This window comes from Streptomyces triticisoli (assembly GCF_003270085.1).
GTDB lineage: Bacteria > Actinomycetota > Actinomycetes > Streptomycetales > Streptomycetaceae > Streptomyces > Streptomyces triticisoli.
This window is the reverse complement of the sequence record NZ_QFDQ01000001.1, coordinates 40,026-57,898: the sequence shown is the minus strand read 5'-3', so window position 1 is coordinate 57,898 and position 17,873 is coordinate 40,026. Positions and strand designations below refer to the sequence as shown.

The 17,873-nt window shown below is 68.1% G+C and carries 17 protein-coding genes, 1 tRNA gene and 1 other RNA gene; 12 read left to right on the top strand and 7 right to left on the bottom strand.

What is annotated here, in order from left to right; all coding sequences use genetic code 11:
* The coding region (locus DEP02_RS00300; protein ID WP_117434513.1) for a DNA polymerase III subunit gamma and tau at nucleotides 1-1,302 on the bottom strand (1,302 nt) is incomplete at its 3' end.
* 60 nt (nucleotides 1,303-1,362) lie between these two features.
* An RNA gene (gene ffs, locus DEP02_RS00295) (signal recognition particle sRNA small type) lies at nucleotides 1,363-1,461 on the bottom strand.
* Nucleotides 1,462-1,533: 72 nt separating this feature from the next.
* Here ffs and DEP02_RS00290 point away from each other — a divergent pair.
* A tRNA-Ser gene (locus tag DEP02_RS00290) sits at nucleotides 1,534-1,618 on the top strand.
* A 91-nt stretch (nucleotides 1,619-1,709) separates the two neighbouring features.
* Here the strand turns inward: DEP02_RS00290 and DEP02_RS00285 are convergent.
* The 4 genes from DEP02_RS00285 to DEP02_RS00270 form a co-directional block, all read right to left on the bottom strand.
* Nucleotides 1,710-2,972, bottom strand: a complete 1,263-nt coding sequence (locus DEP02_RS00285; protein WP_232838890.1) for a competence protein CoiA family protein — start codon at nucleotides 2,970-2,972, stop codon at nucleotides 1,710-1,712.
* Between the two features lie 144 nt (nucleotides 2,973-3,116).
* Nucleotides 3,117-3,311 carry a hypothetical protein gene (locus tag DEP02_RS00280; RefSeq protein ID WP_112465262.1) on the bottom strand — a complete coding sequence of 65 codons (195 nt, stop codon included), beginning with the start codon at nucleotides 3,309-3,311 and terminating at the stop codon, nucleotides 3,117-3,119.
* Entirely contained in the window at nucleotides 3,311-3,751 is a 441-nt protein-coding gene (locus DEP02_RS00275; protein WP_112465261.1) for a hypothetical protein, read from the bottom strand. Before DEP02_RS00275 ends, DEP02_RS00280 begins: the two co-directional genes overlap by 1 nt.
* Nucleotides 3,752-3,859: 108 nt before the next feature.
* Nucleotides 3,860-5,098 (bottom strand): helix-turn-helix domain-containing protein, encoded by a 1,239-nt coding sequence (locus DEP02_RS00270; protein ID WP_112465260.1) that lies wholly within the window; start codon nucleotides 5,096-5,098, stop codon nucleotides 3,860-3,862.
* 453 nt (nucleotides 5,099-5,551) lie between these two features.
* On the opposite strand from DEP02_RS00270, the gene DEP02_RS00265 reads away from it, so the two are divergent.
* The 11 genes from DEP02_RS00265 to DEP02_RS00215 all read left to right on the top strand — a co-directional run bounded on the left by DEP02_RS00265 (nucleotide 5,552) and on the right by DEP02_RS00215 (nucleotide 16,262).
* Nucleotides 5,552-6,361, top strand: coding sequence for an HAD family hydrolase (locus DEP02_RS00265; protein ID WP_112465259.1), 810 nt, complete (start codon nucleotides 5,552-5,554; stop codon nucleotides 6,359-6,361).
* Nucleotides 6,358-7,359 (top strand): zinc-dependent alcohol dehydrogenase, encoded by a 1,002-nt coding sequence (locus DEP02_RS00260; protein WP_112465258.1) that lies wholly within the window; start codon nucleotides 6,358-6,360, stop codon nucleotides 7,357-7,359. The genes DEP02_RS00265 and DEP02_RS00260 overlap by 4 nt, the downstream gene beginning before the upstream one ends.
* A 24-nt stretch (nucleotides 7,360-7,383) precedes the next feature.
* Entirely contained in the window at nucleotides 7,384-8,529 is a 1,146-nt protein-coding gene (locus DEP02_RS00255; RefSeq protein ID WP_157977342.1) for a hypothetical protein, read from the top strand.
* Nucleotides 8,523-9,419 (top strand): radical SAM protein, encoded by an 897-nt coding sequence (locus tag DEP02_RS00250; protein WP_112465256.1) that lies wholly within the window; start codon nucleotides 8,523-8,525, stop codon nucleotides 9,417-9,419. The genes DEP02_RS00255 and DEP02_RS00250 overlap by 7 nt, the downstream gene beginning before the upstream one ends.
* Entirely contained in the window at nucleotides 9,416-10,432 is a 1,017-nt protein-coding gene (locus DEP02_RS00245; RefSeq protein ID WP_112465255.1) for a nucleotidyl transferase family protein, read from the top strand. The genes DEP02_RS00250 and DEP02_RS00245 overlap by 4 nt, the downstream gene beginning before the upstream one ends.
* A gap of 14 nt (nucleotides 10,433-10,446) precedes the next feature.
* Complete coding sequence (locus DEP02_RS00240; protein ID WP_112465254.1) at nucleotides 10,447-11,157, top strand: methyltransferase domain-containing protein; 711 nt, start codon at nucleotides 10,447-10,449, stop codon at nucleotides 11,155-11,157.
* Nucleotides 11,158-11,180: 23 nt separating this feature from the next.
* Entirely contained in the window at nucleotides 11,181-12,242 is a 1,062-nt protein-coding gene (locus tag DEP02_RS00235) for a hypothetical protein (RefSeq protein ID WP_112465265.1), read from the top strand.
* Nucleotides 12,239-13,150 (top strand): glycosyltransferase family 2 protein, encoded by a 912-nt coding sequence (locus tag DEP02_RS00230; RefSeq protein ID WP_112465253.1) that lies wholly within the window; start codon nucleotides 12,239-12,241, stop codon nucleotides 13,148-13,150. The genes DEP02_RS00235 and DEP02_RS00230 overlap by 4 nt, the downstream gene beginning before the upstream one ends.
* 98 nt (nucleotides 13,151-13,248) lie before the next feature.
* Complete coding sequence (gene tyrS / locus DEP02_RS00225) at nucleotides 13,249-14,652, top strand: tyrosine--tRNA ligase (protein WP_112465252.1); 1,404 nt, start codon at nucleotides 13,249-13,251, stop codon at nucleotides 14,650-14,652.
* Between the two features lie 260 nt (nucleotides 14,653-14,912).
* Nucleotides 14,913-15,266 (top strand): SPDY domain-containing protein, encoded by a 354-nt coding sequence (locus DEP02_RS00220; protein ID WP_112465251.1) that lies wholly within the window; start codon nucleotides 14,913-14,915, stop codon nucleotides 15,264-15,266.
* Between the two features lie 174 nt (nucleotides 15,267-15,440).
* A complete protein-coding gene (locus DEP02_RS00215) occupies nucleotides 15,441-16,262 on the top strand; it encodes an SPDY domain-containing protein (RefSeq protein WP_112465250.1) in 822 nt (273 codons plus the stop codon).
* A 124-nt stretch (nucleotides 16,263-16,386) separates the two neighbouring features.
* On the opposite strand, the gene dnaB is transcribed toward DEP02_RS00215, so the two are convergent.
* A complete protein-coding gene (gene dnaB, locus DEP02_RS00210) occupies nucleotides 16,387-17,862 on the bottom strand; it encodes a replicative DNA helicase (protein ID WP_112465249.1) in 1,476 nt (491 codons plus the stop codon).
* Between the last annotated feature and the right edge of the window lie 11 nt (nucleotides 17,863-17,873).

Genomic DNA, 17,873 nt, shown 5'->3' with positions numbered 1-17,873 from the left:
GGCCGCGGCCCCGCCACCCGGCGGCTCCGGCGGAGCCGCCGGAGCCGCGCCGCCACCGCCCATCGGGCCACTCATCGGACCGCCGTGGGCCTCCGGCCCCGGCGCGTATCCCATCGCAGGCGCCCCGGCCCCTGTGGAAAAGCTCACACCTCGCTCGAGCCGGTCGAGGCGGGCCATCACCGACCGTTCGTCGCCATAGGCCGCGGGCAGCAGCACGCGGGCGCAGATCAGCTCGAGCTGGAGGCGGGGGGAGGTGGCGCCGCGCATCTCGGTCAGCCCCTCGTTGACGAGGTCGGCGGCGCGGCTCAGCTCGGCGGCGCCGAAGGACCGGGCCTGGGCCTGCATCCGCTCGACGACATCGGAGGGGGCGTCGATGAGCCCCTTCTCGGCGGCGTCCGGAACGGCGGCGAGGATCACCAGGTCCCGCAGCCGCTCCAGCAGGTCGGCGACGAACCGGCGAGGGTCGTTGCCGCCCTCGATGACGTGGTCGACGACCTCGAAGGCGCCGGAGCCGTCGCCGGAGACGAAGGCCTCGACGACGGAGTCGAGCAGCGAGCCCTCGGTGTACCCGAGGAGCGAGGTGGCCATGGCATAGGTCACACCCTCCTCCCCCGCGCCGGCGAGCAGCTGGTCCATGACGGACATGGAGTCACGCACGGATCCGGCGCCGGCCCGCACGACCAGCGGAAGGACTCCCTCCTCGACGGGGATGTCCTCCTTCTGGCACACCTCACCGAGGTAGTCGCGCAGGGTCCCCGGCGGAACCAGCCGGAAGGGGTAGTGATGGGTCCGGGACCGGATGGTCCCGATGACCTTCTCGGGCTCGGTGGTCGCGAAGATGAACTTCAGGTGCTCCGGCGGCTCCTCCACGACCTTGAGCAGCGCGTTGAAACCGGCCGGCGTGACCATGTGGGCCTCGTCGATGATGTAGATCTTGTACCGGCTGCGCGCGGGCCCGAAGAAGGCCTTCTCCCGCAGGTCACGGGCGTCGTCCACACCACCGTGCGAAGCGGCGTCGATCTCGATGACGTCGATGGACCCCGGCCCGTTCCTGGCCAGGTCACGGCAGGACTCGCAGGCGCCGCAGGGCGTGGGGGTCGGCCCCTTCTCGCAGTTCAGGCACCGGGCGAGGATGCGCGCGCTGGTCGTCTTGCCGCACCCGCGCGGACCGCTGAACAGGTACGCGTGATTGACCCGGTTGTTCCGCAGCGCCTGCTGCAGCGGGTCGGTGACATGCTCCTGCCCGATGACCTCGGCGAACGACTCCGGGCGATAGCGGCGGTACAGCGCGAGAGACGACACGCCTACGAGGTTATAGGCGTCCACCGACAACCGGCCCGCCCACGGACACGGGCCCCCCGCAACGCAAGCGCCCCCCACGCACCCGCCAGAGCCGACCTACCCTTGCTGCCTTCCGGCCCTGGGGGAGTTCAGTCAGATAGCGCCGCGTGAGGGGCTGCGAGAAGCCTACCCGATGCCGGCGGCGGGGAACGAGTTCGCCAGCACTCCTCTTGGTCATGTAATGTTTCCGGCGGAGGATTCGCCTAGTGGCCTAGGGCGCACGCTTGGAAAGCGTGTTGGGGGCAACCCCTCAAGGGTTCGAATCCCTTATCCTCCGCACCCGCCCACCAGGGCAGACGAAGGCTCCGGCCGCATCGCGGCCGGAGCCTTCGTCGTTCCGTGGTTGCAGTTTTGGTTGCAGTTCCCGGCTACCGCCCGTTGAGGACGGCCCGGCACACCTTGCAGTACATCGCCGCGTACCGCCCGTACCTGCGCATCAGCTGGCCGCAGCCGGCGCACGGCCCCAGCTCCCACGTCGGGCATCCCAGCGCGGCGGACGCAGCGGCCCGCTCGACTGGTGTGATCCGCATCGCCTCACGGGAGCCCTGCACGGGCATGCGAGGAAGGGTGAAGCCGCCAGTCGGCTGGCCGAGGTCGCGGAGGGGTCGAGCGTCGCTGACGAACCGGCCTTCTTCCCTTGCCCGGCAGGTGCGGTCGATCTCCTGCTCGGCGAAGGTGATCACGTCGTCGTCCTCTTCGGCGGAGGCTGGAGGAAGAGGGGTCCGTTCACCGACGATCTCCTCCCACAGCATGCGATCCTCCGCTGGCACCCACATGTGCCGACCGGCCCGGCCGTTGCCGCGGCTGGGCACGTAGACCGGAACGCTCTCCCCCGTGGCGCTCTGCAGGACCAGGTCTTCGATGTGGACCGGCTTCTTCTCGGGAAGACACAGCGCGGGCACGAACCAGTCGGCGTGAATCGCGTCACAGTGACCGGCACCCTCGCTGACGAGGCAGTGGCGGTCGCTGCTCGGTACGCACTTCCAGACCTGAAGATGGAGGTACCCACCGCGGATCACCATCTCCTTGCCGTCGTCGATGTCCTTCCACGGCATGTCGTCGACGCGTGCCCACGGCGCACGGTCGATCAGGGAAGCCGCCCGGTCCTTCGCCACCCACAAGGGCGTGACGCCGTGCTCCACAGCATTGACCGAGCGGCGGTGCACGCTGCTGGGGCTGATGTGGTGGTACTGGATCTCCCAGCCGATCCGTATGCCACCGGGCCCGGTGACGACGGCGTCCGTGACGCTCCGCCGGTTCGCCACGGGAACTTCGGCCTCGGAATCCAGCCCGTACCGCGCGGCAGTCTCGACGACCCGCTCCTTGGTGGCCTTGTGCTGCGCGCTCTCTGCCGGGGTCGGCTTGTGCGTAACCGGCAGGTGAGAGGCAACCAGCGGCCTTCGGCCGCCCACGCGACCTCGGCGGATGAACATCCACGGAGACTTCCCGCCGGTCTCCGACTGGCACTCCCGCCCTTCGTGGTGCGCCAGGCATTCAAGCAGTTGCGGGTCGCGGTCGGTCACGCTCGCGGTGATCTCACGAAGCAGCTCCGGACGGCCCGGATGCCCGAGGTCGGGTAACGACAGGTTGATCTCTATGCCATAACCGGTGTGCCACACCCCGTTCGCCATTCCTCCACGATAGGAACGGCCACTGACACTCAACAGGGCGCACAGCAGGGGCACATGGCCCTGCGTCCATCTGACGACATGGATTTCGTCGTCCGGATCATGTCCTCGATCGAGCAGCGCTGTCCAAATCTGGCCAGTGGCGATCTAGAAGCGAATTTGGCCGATCATGCCCACAACACTGGAGACCAGCCGATTGATCTCCGGCGCCATCGACGTGCTGGCCAGGAAGAACCCGAAGAGCACGCTCACGACCGCGGGCCCGGCCTTCAGGGAGCCGCCTCGGATCAGCACAACCAGGACGATCCCGAGCAGCAGGACGAGGGAGATGCGCAGGGACATCAGGAATCCGCGGCCTCCGCCGGGCCGCGCTGCTCCCTGCGCGCCTGGCCGAGAGCTTTGCGCAGCCGGCCGGGCTGTGTCAGCGACCTCGGCCCTTGAGGGAAGACGTGCCAGTGCAACCCGGGCGGCTCCGTGGCCTCGGCGGGCGGCACGACGATGTGGCACTTCTGTCCGAGAGGAACCGTTCCTGGCTCCTCCCAGCCGACGGCCGTGCCGGGCGGCACGAGGAAGTACATGCGAGGCTCCGGCCCTCCGGGGTCAAGGATGACCGGACCGACCACCGTGCCGTCCTCGCGGAGAAGCTCGATCGCGCGCCGGCCGGTTATCTCTACGACGCGTATGGCGTCCCACCAGTGACCCGCCGAGCACAGTTCGGGATCGTCGCCTATCGGCATCCACCGAGGCGGCAGCGCGGGAACGCGCGGGGTGACGTCGGGCATGGAAACGGCCTCCTCAGAACCATCTGTGAGGAGACCTTTCCACTCTGTTGGTTCCGTGCGCGGACAGATTGTCCGTGGGATTTCCCTGCGAAGTGTCTTGACTGTTCCTCAGCTTGTGATAACTCCCGCCCAACTACCGAACGAAGAGAGCTCGTTGGAAGGGTGCGCGTCCATCCGCAGGAGTGCCGCGACCGTCTCGCGAGCCGAGGGGTGGAATCGCGTGTGGTTCGGGGCGACCTTACGCGCACGTCGCAGGTCCCCGAACGCACCCGCCCTGTCCCCCACGGCCAGCTTTGCCGAGGCCACGTCGATGAAGTGGTGGCTCGACCGCTCGCCCACCGTTGAGGCCGGGGGCACCCACTCCCCGCCCGGCACGTCAGACCACTCCGTGAGGCGGGCGAGAGCCTGCTCCGTGTCCCCCATGTCGATCATGGCGTGCACTTCGTGGATGCGGATGTTCGTCGGCCCGAAGGACATCTCGTAGGCGAGGGAGTCACGGTTGCCGGCCATTCTGGCCACGATCTCGGCCTCGCGCAGGTAGTCGTCCGCACGGTCCGGATTGTTCTCCCTGGCCTCCAGCACGGCCAGCTTCAGCAGCAGCGCTCCGTCGACCGCGAGCGCGTCGTTGGTGAAGGAGCGTTCCGGCTGGACTCGTTCGAGCTCCTGGCGCAGCGCCTGGAGCTTGCGGCGTGCGGATGAGTAGGCCCCCTGGCGGAGCATCGCGCCGGCGACCAGGTACCCAGCCGTGAACTTCATCAGCGGATCACCGGACAGGTCAGCAGCCCACCGCACCCGCTCCAGCGCCGTGTTGGACAGGTCGTGATGCCCCATCTTGTGGGCAAGGGAGTTCACCGCCCGGTAAGCACGCGCGAGGTGCCAGAACGCCTTGGCCTGGTCACCGTTGCGGCCGTCGAGGGCGAGATGCGTCAGTTCCGTGATGATCGGCGGCAGGAGCGGACCCATGGGCGCGTAGCGCGCGTCCCGCCGGAGAGCGGCGACTTGGTCGACTTCGGACGCGAGAACCGACAGCGGCCTCGGGGCGATCTCAAGTTCGTCCGGGGTGTCGTAGCACAGCATGATCCTCCGGAGTTCCGGGATCACCGTGTGCACGCCGTCCTCGGCTTCCGGCTCACCGTAGTACGGCTGGCCGGTGAGGACCTCGGGGCCGAAGTGCAGTGCCTTGGCGAGCGCCAGGACCAGCGACGGTGAAGCCTTGCGCGCGCCGGACTCCAGCTTCTGGACGTAGCTGGGTGATATTGCGACCTTCTGTGCCAGTTGAGCGGCAGACAGCTTCCGTGTCCGGCGGGCTATACGGAGACGGTCTCCCAGCGTCAGGTTTTCACTCATTGGTGGGGCGATCCCTTCGCGACGGAGCACTGCACTCAGCGTACGGACGATGTCCAGCCCCACAGAGTTGCTCGCCAAGTGTCAACAGCGGCGTCGTCGACATGTGCGCGCTTGGACATCAGCCGGCCCCCTGCATGCGGGGCCGCCCAATTTTGCATAAACCGCATGAATACTCCCCTCCAGTAATCCCTCAATAGCGCCCCGCGCTTTTAGCGAGGGCTAGCGCATGAGTCAAGACCTGTGCGCGAAGAACGTGCGGACAGTCTGTCCGCTCGCGTGTCCTTCCCGGTGGGATTGTTCTGTACACAACGCACACCGCCTGCGGGCCGGTTTCCCGGAGGGCGCCCGCCCTTCCCTCGCGCGACGACCAGCTCGTCGTCGGGTCTTTGGTACACAGCCGGCCGGAGGGCTGGGTTCTGCTCAAGATCACCGATCTACTGATGGAGCCTCGCCATGCGCTATCCGCCGACGAGCACCGCCTTGTCGACGAGTCTGTCCGCGATCAGCACACACCCCGTGAGCGACGTGCTGCTTGGTGCTTCTCTCGGGCAGGGGTCCGCAGCTCGGTCTTCGAGACCGACCGCGGTGATACTCGATCTCTTCGGCACTCTCGTCACGGCCCCGAGCGCGGTTGAACGGAGTGCTGCCGCCACCCAGTTCGCCGAGGTACTGCGTGTGTCCTCAGCGGTCGCCGAATCGGCACTGTCCTGCAGCTGGCGGGCGAGGCACGACGGGCAGCTGAGGTCCACTGCCGAGGTCGCGGCACACCTCGTCGCGCACTGCAAAGCTCCCGTGTCCTGTGTGAACGAGCTGGAACGGCTCCTGGCGCAACTCGCCCGCGACCGGCTCCAGACCGATGTCACGCTCCTGCAGGCCCTGAAGGAGCTTCGGCACGGCGGGGTCCGGCTGGCTGTTCTCAGCGACGCGTCCCCCGACATCGCCGAGGCGTGGAGCCACAGCGGTCTCGCTCCGCACTTCGACGCCGCCGTGTTCAGCTGCCGGGCGGGCGCGGTGAAACCCGCGCCTCAGCTCTTCAGCGAGGCCCTCGGAGCGCTCGGCGTCGCCCCGGAGCAGGTCCTCTACTGCGGTGACGGCGGCGGTGACGAACTGGCCGGGGCGGAGCGCGCCGAGATGCGTGCGGTTCGTGTGGAACGCCGGGGTGGGCCGCACGGCCTCGCGTTCGGCGAGACCGCCTGGCACGGCAGGGCGATACCAGAGGTGGAGGCACTCCCGTCCTTACTGAGCACGTGGAGGGAGCGATGAACATCCCGCACGCATGGGCAGTCGAAGGCGGCATCCTCCGCCGGCTCCCCGCGCCGGTCGACATGCACCCGATGGCCGGCACGACGATGGTCGAGATCCGGTACACGGGCTTGTGCGGAAGCGATGTCGCGAAGCTCAGTCACCCGTGGCAGGGGCGGCTGCCGGAGACCTGGTATCCCGGACACGAGGTCGTCGGGGTCGACTCGGAGACGGGTGACTGGGTCGCGGTCGACCCGCTGGTGCCCTGCCGCTCGTGCCACTACTGCGACCGCGGCCACGTTCACCTCTGCCCGGAGCTGCGACGCATCGGATGGGACCTTCCCGGGGGTCTCGCCGACGCCGTGAGGGTGCCCCGCGGCAACGTCATCCCGTTACCCCACCTGCAGGATGCCGCGCACGGTGTGCTTGCCGATCCGATGGCAGTGGCACTGCACGGAGTCCGCTGCGGTCTCCGGCTGCCTCTTGGGCGGCTCGGCATCATCGGGGGCGGCGTCCTCGGGGTGTGCACGGCGATCTGCGCAGCGGAGGCCGGGTGGGACGTGCACATGCTGGTCAGGGAACCTTCGCGGTCGCATCAACTGGGCTACGTCCTCGACCCGCACATCAACCTCCGCTCCACCGAGCTGCCGCCGTGCGACGTCGTCGTGGACGCCGCGTCCGGCGACAGCGACTCCCCCATACGCCAGGCTCTGAGCGCGGTTCGTGACGGTGGAACGGTTCTCGTACAGAACGCCTACGCGCCCCGGGTGTTTCTCTCGGTCCCTCTGCGGGGCATCTTCCGGCGCTCGATCACCCTGCGCGGCTCCTTCTCGTACTGCCGCGCGGACGGCCACGACGACTTCCGTGACGCCATCGACGTGCTCGCGAAGGGCGGCGACTGGGCTGCCCTGATGACCCGGGACAGATTCCCTCTCAACGACCTGCCACAGGGACTGGCGGCCCTGAAGAGCGGAGCCCGCCACCGTCCGTTCAAGGTCCTGCTCGCGTCCGACATCTGAAGGAAAGGAGCCGACACCGTGGCGATGACAGCGCCATTGCTGGCCCACAGGATCAACTCGCCCGCCGACATCCCACCCCAGGACGTCCACGACGGCATCACGCGCATTCTCGCGTTACCGGAGGGCCACACGCGGGACGTGATGCTCGGAAGCGTCCTGACCGGACTGCTCCTGCGAGGGCCAAGGCTGGAGGAGGTCGAGGCCGCTGTCCGAGCCTCGACGGCCCTGGACCGAAGTGGCTGGGACTTCCACCAGCCGCCCGCGGACATGCGGTTCGTCGGCTACACCGGTAGCGGGAAGAAGACCTTCAAGACGATCAACCTCAGCACCGCCGCCGCGCTGGTGGCGGCCACCGGGGGAGCACACGTCGCGAAACTCGGATCCCGCAGTGCGTCGTCGAAGACCGGATCGCGCGACTTCATCGACCTCGTGGGGGCGACGAGCGACACGGTGCCGCACCAGGAGATGGTCGACATCACGGCGGAGGTCGGCTTCGGGTTCTTCTCCATCGAGAACCGCGTACCCGAGTTCGACCGCCGCTACGGAGGCAGGTTCCAGGCCGTACACGCCCTCAGTCTGGCGTTCCCCGCCCTCCTCAGCCCAGTCGCCTGCCCGGCCTACGTGTACGGCCTCTCGCACCCCGCGGTCGGGGCTTCCGCCCGGCTGCTGTCCCGCCTCGGCCTGCCGGACGTGACGGTCGTCAGTTCCAGCGTCGGCAACGCGGTCCAGGTCGACGAGCTGATCCCCGGAAGCACGGTGCGGGCCTGCCGCATCAACGCCGGCGACGAGGACCTGGCCTTCAACGACGAGGTCCGCAGGGGCGCGGTCTCGATGCCGCAGGACCTGATGTCCGTCACCCAGTACGAGGACCCCCGGGAGAACGTCACCGCTGCGATCCGTGTGCTGGCCGGCCGGGACGCCAGTGAGGCGCGGAAGGCAATCGCCCTCAACGCGGCCCTGCTCATGGTGATGTCCGAAGCGACTCCCACCATCCGGTCCGGCATCGACAAGGCCCTCACCATCATCGACGCGGGCGCGGGACTGGACACGCTCCAGCGGTTCGTACGGCTCACGGGCGGTGCCCCGCGCCAGCTCCACTCGCTTCTGCAGCGCATCTCCCCGACGGCCGTTCTGGTGAGCCCGGGCGTCAAGGAGGTGGCACCGTGCTGACGCACGACGAACTCGCGATCGTCCACTTGGTCCTCAACACCGACTGCAACGCCTGGGACCTGACCGCGACCAGCACCTCACCGGGCGTGTGCCGCTTCTGCTACCGCGAGCGCAACCGGGTCAGCACCGACGCGGACACGGTCCGCCGTGTGATCGGCCGGATCCGTTCGGAGTCCGAGGCCCACCGGTGCGTCTTCACCGGTGGGGACCCCGTGATGCCGTACGACAACCACCTGGAGGTGGCCCTCCGGCACGCCACCGAGGTCGGCTTCGAGACGAACCTCCACACCAACGGGCTGCTCCTGAGCGAACGCTATGCCGGCCTCCGCGACCACGTGACCGTGTACTCCCTGGCAGTCGACGGCCCGGACTCCGAGACGGCCGACTGGTTCCGCGGACAGGGGTACTTCGAACGCTTCCTGTCCAACGTCGAGCTCCTCACCGGCGACCAGCGGCGCCTCGCGTTCAACACGTTCACCACGGCCGGCTCCGTGAAGGAGCTGCCGCGCCTCGCGCAGCTCATCACCGGGGTGGCCCAGCAGACAGACGTCGAGTACTGGCTGATCTCCCAGTACCGCCCCATCGGCCGCGCGAACGCGCACAAGGCGGAGATCTACGGCTTCGAACGAGACGACTTCGTGCGGGCCGTGGACGACGTACGCGGCGACGTCAACGGCGTGACGATCTATGCCCAGCCGACGCGTGCCCCGGAGGACCCGTATCCGTTCCGCGTGTGGGTCCTCGCCGACGGAACGGTCACGGCGGACCTCGGGAGCGTCGCGGCACCTCGCAACGCGGTGCTCGGCGACCTCCTGGTCGAGGGCTTCGAGCCGCTGGTCCGCCGGGCTTTCTCCCTCCGTGAGCAGACCCAGTTGGAAGGAATCGCATGAAGTTCGACACCGCGTACTACGAGAGCGTCATCGACCAGCACCGCTATGAGCGCCTCGGGCTCGGCACCATCGACTTCGGCCTGGCGGGGATGAGCCCCGGCGACCTGCGCACGAAGTGGGTGTGCCACACCGGAGCGCGCCAGTTCGCGGAGGCGGTCGCGGCCGAGCAGCCCGCGATCGTCACCACCGGGGTCGGGCTCGGCGGCCCGCCGCACGCCGGCACCCTCTTCCAGCTGCTGCGTGCGGTCAAGCTGCAGCAGTCCGGGCTCGATGTGCAGATCGTGCTGGGTGATCTCGACTCCTACAACGCGCGCCGTACGCCCCTGGACTCGGTACGGAAACTCGCCGACCAGTACGAGGAGTTCGTCCTGCGCCTCGGGTTCGACGCCGAGCGGGGTGTGCTGCGCAGACAGGAGGGCGAGACCGACGTCATGGCCACCGCGTTCCTGCTGTCGCGCCACCTGGACGACGACGACTTCCACTGGGCCGAGGAGGACCTCGCCGGGCTCTACCGCAACCACGGGGTCTTCGACCACCTCAACTACGGGATGAAGCAGGCCACCCTGCTCATGGCGGCGGACTTCGTCCATCTTCTCCGCGAAGGGCGGCACGTCCTGGTCTCCCTCGGAGTCGACGAGCACAAGTACGTCGTCCTCGCCCGACGCGGAGCGGAACGCTGGGGCCTGCCCGCGGAACGGCTGGCCGGCATCTACACCAAGATGATCCCGGGCTTCGGCGGCCTCCCGAAGATGAGCAAGAGCATCCCCGGCTCCGGGATCGACGCCTCCATGTGCACCGAGGACATCCGGGCCCTGCTCAGGGCGGACACCGACACCGCGCCCACCGACGACGGCTCGGCGCTGCTCCAGATGTACGCGTGTCTGCCCGAGGTCGACGGTCGGGAGTACGACCGGGCCTCAGCCGCGCGCCGCGATGGAAGCCCTGAATGGCGCACCGTACGCGAGCAGCTGGTCGAACGGCTGATCTCTCTGTTCTCCCACTGGCCGAAGTAAGCGAGGAGTCTCCCGTGCACACGGACACCACGACCTCCCGACAGCCCATCGGCGGCGCCGGGACCTACTTCATCAGGAGCGGCTACCGCAGCCGGGACCAGGTGGAGTACTTCCTCGACGAGACGGACGACACCGTGACCTGGCAGCCCGACGTCTACCCCTACGCCGCCGCCCGGGCGAAGCAACTCGGCCGCGACGTCGTGATCGACATCGGCTGCGGACGGGCGGGCAAACTGGCGTCGCTGGCCTACGAGTACCCGGCTTGGTCCTTCATCGGCGTGGACTTCGGGGACAACCTCGTGTGGTGCCGCGACAACCACCCCTTCGGCGAGTGGATCGAGGTCGATCTCGAATCGGCCGAGCGACTGCCGATCTCCTCCTCCCTCGTGCGCAGGTCCATCGTCGTCTGCTCCGACGTAATCGAGCACCTGGTGAATCCGGCTCCGGCCCTGTCCCTGATCCGTGGCCTCCTCGTGGAGGGCAGCGCCGCCGCCGTGCTGTCCACGCCGGCGCGCGAGTGCCGCAGCGGTTACGACGCTCCCGGACCGCCGCGCAACCCCAGCCATGTCCGGGAGTGGGCGAGCGACGAGTTCCAGGCGCTGCTGAAGGCTTCTGGGTTCGAGATCCACTACGCGGGACTCACTCGGAGCGACGACGCCTCGAACGGCCTGTCCACCCAGTTGCTCCTCGTCGGCTTGGAAGGGACGGAGGGCGAACAGCGGTGACAGCGGCTCCCCGATCCGAGGGCATGCGTGTCGTCCACCTGCCGGCTCGTACCCCGTACGCGTGGAAGCTGCAGAGCCGTGACTTCCACATCCTGAACGGGACCGAGCTCCCCAGCGGCGACACGGTGCCGACGGCGGTCGACGCCGCTTGGCTCCTCGAACACGGCCCCCTCACATGGCTCGACGTCCTGCATCTGCACCACATCGACTTCGAGGACCCCGCCACTCTGGAACGCCTGCTCGACGCGTGTCTCGGCGACGGGGTCAAGGTGGTCTTCACCGCCCACGACACTCGGCCCATGGTCGGCAACGTCGAGGGCTTCACGGCGCGACTGCGGATGCTTCACTCTGCCGAGGTCAGCTGGGTCTGTCTCACCGAGGGCTCTGCCAGCAAGCTGACCGAGACCCTTGGCAGGAGCCCCGGTGCAGCGGTCATCCCCCACGGGTACGTGGCTGCCCCGGAGGCACTGGCTGGCCTGGAGCGCGAGTCGAGCAGCTCGTCCCGGTACCTCATGTTCGGGGCCTCGCGGGTCAGCCGGGACCAGTTGTCCACCATGGCCAACTGGAGCCTTGGGATCACGGACCCCGACAGCAGCCTCCACGTCCTTCTGCGCGCGTTCAGCCCTGCCGACTTCGTCGACGGGGGCCGTGCTCCGTTGCTCCTGGAGACGGCCCGGCGCGATCCCCGTATACGCCTGACCATGCGCCCGTACCCCACGGATGAAGAAGTGGTCAGCGCCGGCTTGGCTTCGGATGCGCTGCTGCTCCCGTACCTCTGGGGCAGCCACTCCGGCCAGCTGGAGCTGGCCTTCGACCTGAACCTGCTTCCGGTCTGCTCCCGCACGGGGCACCTGCCCGAGCAGTACGAGCAGCACAAGGGGCTCGTCGAAAAACCCGAGTGGTTCGACTGGTCGCAGGGGCATCCGAACCTCTTCGGCGAGAAATTCCTGACCGCGTTGGAGAACGCGGCAGCACGGCTCGAATCCAGGCCCCGCCGCCTCGACCGCGAGTTCCTCGATTACAGGACCCAGGAACACCGGACCATTCTGAACCAGTACGCCCGCGTGTACGGAGGTGACCGGTGAGTGGCCCCCCTCGTATTTCGTGCGTGATCCTCTGCCACAACTACGGCCGGTATCTCGACCGGGCCATAACCAGCTGCCTGGAGCAGGAACCCGGTAACTTCTCCCTTCACGAAGTGATCGTCATCGATGACGGCTCCAGCGACGAAACAGAAGGGGTGTGCCTGCGCCACAAGGACAACGTCAAGGTAATCCGGAGAAACCAGCAGGGTTTCGGACAGACCCTGACCGATGCTTTTCTCCTCAGCACCGGTGACTGGGTGGTGCCGCTCGACGCCGACGACTGGTTCCACCCGTCGAAGCTGCGTACATGCGCCGAGGCGATGATGGGCGAGGTGCTGTTCATCGAGCACTGGGAGCACGTGGTCGACTCCGACGGGAATCCGATGTTGAAGGAGCCGCATCCGGGCGGAAACACGAGCACACTGGTGGTCCACCGCGATGCCGCCCTCAGCCTCCTTCCGGCGAGCAACGAGATCTTCTTCCACGCGTTGCGTGAGGCCGGCCGGGGGATCGCCCTCCGGGACCCGTTGACCTTCTACCGGGTCCACCCCCGCAGCATGACCGACCGCACCACGCCCGGCGTTTCACAGGACTACCGGGCTGACGTCTGCTTCGCGCTCTCGGACCGTCTCCGCGCGATGTACGAAAGCCCTCCCGCGTGGGCTTCCGCCCGCCAGCTCCGAAGGATCTCCTGGCATTTCCGCACCCTCGCCTTCGGTCACAAAGTGGAATCCGCCATGCAGCGCGAGAAGCGTCTGTCCGCGATGCTCCTGATTCCAGGAATGCTCATGGGCACGCTCCGTGCCCGTGACTCAATAGCACCGTGGCTCCGGTCCCTCTCCAGCACGATCGCGGGACGGCCGCTGGTGCGGCTGGCGACGGGCCAGAGACAGCAGCCTCATTCATGATCAATCCGATGATGCACCGAGGGCAGCGATGATAAAATCGCCGCTTCCAATCCCATACTGGTCAGGCCAGTTGTCCGACGCAGGAGCGTATAGGCGCCATGAGCCGTTTGAGTGAGTCCGTCACCCGTGTCATGCACATCCTCGATGGAGCGGACCTGGGCGCGGACTATACGGCCGCGCAGCTGCTCAGTGAGACAACGGCCAGGCGCTCTCTGGACCTCTCCGACCTCTCCCCCCAGGAGCAGGCGGCCCTGGTCGAGGGGCGCGCGAATCACCTGATCCCCTCGGCCGCGGTGCTCGCCGAGAAAATCGAGGCCGCGCAGGCCGCGGGGCGTCCGTTCGTCGTCAAGTACGGCATCGACCCGACCTCGCCCGATGTCCACCTCGGCCACGCCGTGCCGATCATCATCGCCAGCCGGTTCCAGCGGATGGGCCACCACGTCGTCTTCATCATCGGCGACGTCACGGCCAAGATCGGCGACCCGTCGGGACGCTCCTCGGAGCGGCCGGCCCTCACTGACGAGGACATCGCCCGCAACTTGAGCGGCTACCAGCAGCAGGTCATGCCGTTCATCGACTTCAAGCGTGCCGACCTGCGGTTCAACGGCGAGTGGCTGAACAAGGTCACTCTGCCGGAGCTCGTCGGGGTCCTCGCCCGGGTGCCGGTGTCCATGTCGCTCCAGCGTGAGGACTTCCGTACCCGGCTCGCCGAGGGCCAAGGGCTGTCCGTCGCCGAGTTCGTCTACTCCGTCGTCATGGCGTGGGACTCGGTGGCCATCGACGCCGATGTCGAGCTCGGAGGCGTGGACCAGCTGCTGAACCTCCAGATGTGCCGCAAGGTCATGGAGATCTCGGACCAGGCCCCCGAGGTCGTCATCACCACCCCGCTCATCGAGGGCACAGACGGCACGGGCGCCAAGATGAGCAAGAGCAAGGGCAACTACGTGGGCCTGACGGCCTCACCGGACGAGGTCTACGGTCGGCTGATGTCCATCCCCGACCACCTGACCGAGCCGTACCTCCAGCTGCTCACCGAGTGGACGGACGATGAGATCCGCGTGGTCACCAAGCGCCTGGAGGAGGGAACCGCGCACCCCATGGCGGTCAAGCGGATCCTCGCCGGCGAGGTAGTGGCCGCTCTCCACGGCCTGGACGCTGCCGCCGCCGCCCGCGCGGAGTTCACGGCGCGCTTCTCCAGGCGCTCCTTCGGGGACACCCAGAACCTCCCCGTCGTCTCCCTGAAGGACCATGCCGAGGAAACGCTCGGGGCGCTGATCAGCCGCACGCTGGACTTCGCCCCCAGCATCTCCGCTGTGCGCCGCGTGGCTCAGCAGAAGGGCCTCCGCCTGATCCGCGAGACAGACGGAGAGCAGCAGACCACGCAGCTCACAGAGGCTTCCGTCCAGCAGACGCTCAACGCGGTCGTGAGCAAGGTCGGGGCGCTCGATGGCGCCGAGCTGTACCTCAAGGTGGGGCGTAAGGTCGCCCGCATCGACGTCTGAGACTGAGACCCGGCGCCGGCCCACTCGGTGGGTCGGCGCCGTTCCGTTTGGCGCTCGTCGGCGGTGACCTTGACGAGGCGTGACGGAGCGGGCTGCGGCGGATCGCGCGCACGCGGCCCCGAGCCACGCGGGGAATGGTCCGCACCTCAGTTCGCCGGGGGCAGACAGCAAAGATCCGCGAAGTGCTGGCCAGCGCGTGCGAGGACATGTCAACGTGGACGACCTTCTTGCAAACCACCAGGTCGAAGAGGTGATTGCCCGTGACTGCGGCGCCCCCGGGTCCCGGATTTTCCACCACCGTCGAGGCTCTGCGGTTGCGTGAGTGGCGGCTCGGCCCGGGCCAGCCCACGCTCGTGATGGATCAGTTCTCCGCCGACGATTTCAACCTGGTCGTGGACGACCGCGCGGACGTGCACATCAACTCGAAGGATGGCTCCTTCTACCTTGGATGGTTCCCGTCCGGCCGCCCGGGCACCGAGGGCGAGGGGTGGAAGATCGCCGTTACCGGTACGGCCGAGGTGCGCGGCTACCAGATGTCCTTCGACACCGAGACGCCGGCCGACATCGTCGCCGCCGCCGTGGCTCGTGTGCTGGAGACCTCCCGGCAGGTGTGACACCAGAGGCTCGAGCCGGAGGCCCCCGGACGGTCCGTCGTCCACCTCGCCGAAGGCCGGAGGCGGACACACGGCTCGATCGTCTGCCACCCGAGGTCGCCGTAAGGCTGACCCGGCAGGCTCCCGTACCAGGCGCCGCCGCGCCTTTGGCGGCAAGCAGAAACCCACAAGCTTTTGGAGGCGCCCCTGCACCCCGACTTCCCGCTCGACCCGTCCGCCCCGACCAGCGTCCCGTCTGCGTACTGGGTCGGTCCCCGGCACCTGGCCGGTGACGACGGACGCCTGTACGACGCCGTCGCCGACCCGCTCGCCGGCCTGGGCTGGACGAGCCTGACGATCGTCCGCGGCCGGCAGGAGCCGGACGAGGCGCCGGAGGACCGCCAGGTCCTGCGCAGCACCGTCCTGCACGTCAGCCCCGACACGCTGCGGTGGGCGCAGTGGGTCCTGCCGGACGAGCCGTTCCACCTGGGCAGCCTGCCGATCGCCTGGCAGGTCTCCGCTCGTACCGACCCGAGCAGCCCGCTCGCCCGGTGGTCGGCCTACTTCACCCCCGATGTCCCCGGGGAGGTCCTCGCCGACTTCCTCGTCGCGCTCGACGCCCGGGATCAGCCCGCCGTGCCGCTCGGCGGCCCCGAGCTGGTCCTCGACGCGGTCACGGCGCACGGCTGGCCGCGCGACATCGACCGGCCCGGCGCGAGGGCGATGGACCCGACGTTCGCCTCCCACATCCGCCTCGGCGAGGTGCCGCCCCTCATCCAGGACGCCGACCCGCTCGCCCTGGTGGCCGAGGCGGACGAGGCGGTCCTGACCGGGTGGCAGGCATGGGCCGAGCCGGTGCCCGGCGCGGGCTACCTGTGGGCCGCATCGTTCGGCGCCAGCGTGCCGCACGACCTCGTCGCCGCCTTCGCCGACTCCCTCAGTGCCAGCGCACCGGTCCTGCGCCGGGTGCTGCCCGAGAGCACACGCGACCGGCTCCTGCGGGCGCCGGCCGGCTGAGGGCATCCAACGCATTGAAGCCGGGCCTCCCGTTGGGGAGGCCCGGCTTCGTGTTTCGGTGTCTTGTCCCGGCGTCGTCTTCCTCGCGTTACGACCTTGGTTGACGTGGGCAGCGAGTCCCCGGCTATGTCTGCGCCATGTCGACGAAGCGGGAGTAGTGGCCCTGGAAGGCGACCGTGATGGTGGCAGTGGGACCGTGCCGGTGCTTGGCAACGATGAGATCGGCCTCCCCGGCGCGCGGAGACTCCTTCTCGTAGGCGTCTTCGCGGTGGAGCAGGATGACCACGTCGGCGTTGTCTTCGAGTGCCCCGGAGTCTCGCAGGTCACTGATCATGGGCTTCTTGTCAGTGCGCTGTTCCGGTCCCCGGTTGAGGGTGGAGATGGCGACGATAGGCAGCCGAAGTTCTTTGGCCAGCAGTTTCAGGCAGCGGGCGATCTCGGAGATTTCCTCGTAGCGCGAGTTGAGCTGCCTCGTACCGAAAGTGAGCATGTGAACGGCGTCGACCACGATGAGTTGGACGCCCATACGGCTGTGCAGGTATCGGCAGTGGGCTCGAAGGTCGTGCAGGTTGGCGTAGGAGCCGTCCTGGATGTAGATGGGCGCGGCGCTGATGTCGGGCATCCGACGGGCCATCCGGGTCCAGTCCTCATCGGTGCACGTGCCGGAGCGAATGTGGAAGAGGGAGACACGGGCTTCCGCTGACAGGATCCGCATGCCGACTTCCTTGCGGTCGGCTTCAAGCGTGAACAGGGCCGTAGGCAGGTTATGCGTGATGCTGGCGTTGCGCAGGAAATCCAGCGCGAGCGTGGACTTGCCCATGGCCGGCCGGGCCGCGACGACGATGAGCTGACCGGGGTGGAGTCCGCCAGTCAGAGCGTCCAGGTCGGTGAAGCCTGTGGGCACACCCTGCAGGATCGCGTCACGGCTGCCAGCTGCCTCGATCCAGTCGAGTGTGTCTTCCATGACGTCCCCCAGAGGACTTGCTGGGGGCAGCAGGGGACGCCGCGTGGTCGCCGCGAAGATCTCCGCCTGCGCAGCGTCCGCGATCCGGTCCGCTGAGTCCGGCTCCGCATCGGCGACTAGGTTTTCGATGTGGACAGCAGCGGCCTTCGTGCGGCGCAGCAGGGCAGCGTTTTCCACGCGTTCGGCGTCGGCGATCCACTTCCGCGAAGGTGAAGGGCCATCGACCAGCGCGGTGATGTAGGCGGCACCCCCGGCTTCGTCCAGTTGTTCCTGATCGCTGAGGTGGGCGATCACCGCAGCGGGATCCGTTGGCTGGCTGCGCCCGTACAGATCGAGGATCGTGTTGTAGAGCAGGGCGTGGGCAGGCCGGTAGAAGTCGTGGCCGTGGAGGACTTCGACGATGTCGGCGATCGCGTCCTTCGACCGCAGCATCGCCTTCAGGACGCTTTTCTCGGCGTGCAGATCGTGCGGGTGGTGCAGTGCGGTATCGGTGTCCTCGGCGGTCACCTTGGAATCCCCCTCCTCGTATCTTCTCCCCGAGTGGCCAGGCAAGTGGCCAGAGGTGAGCGTATCTGCGGCACCCCAGCGGCAGGAGCTGATCGTCTCTATGGCCCTCGGGGGGATGATGGCGCTCATTTCCCGTTGCC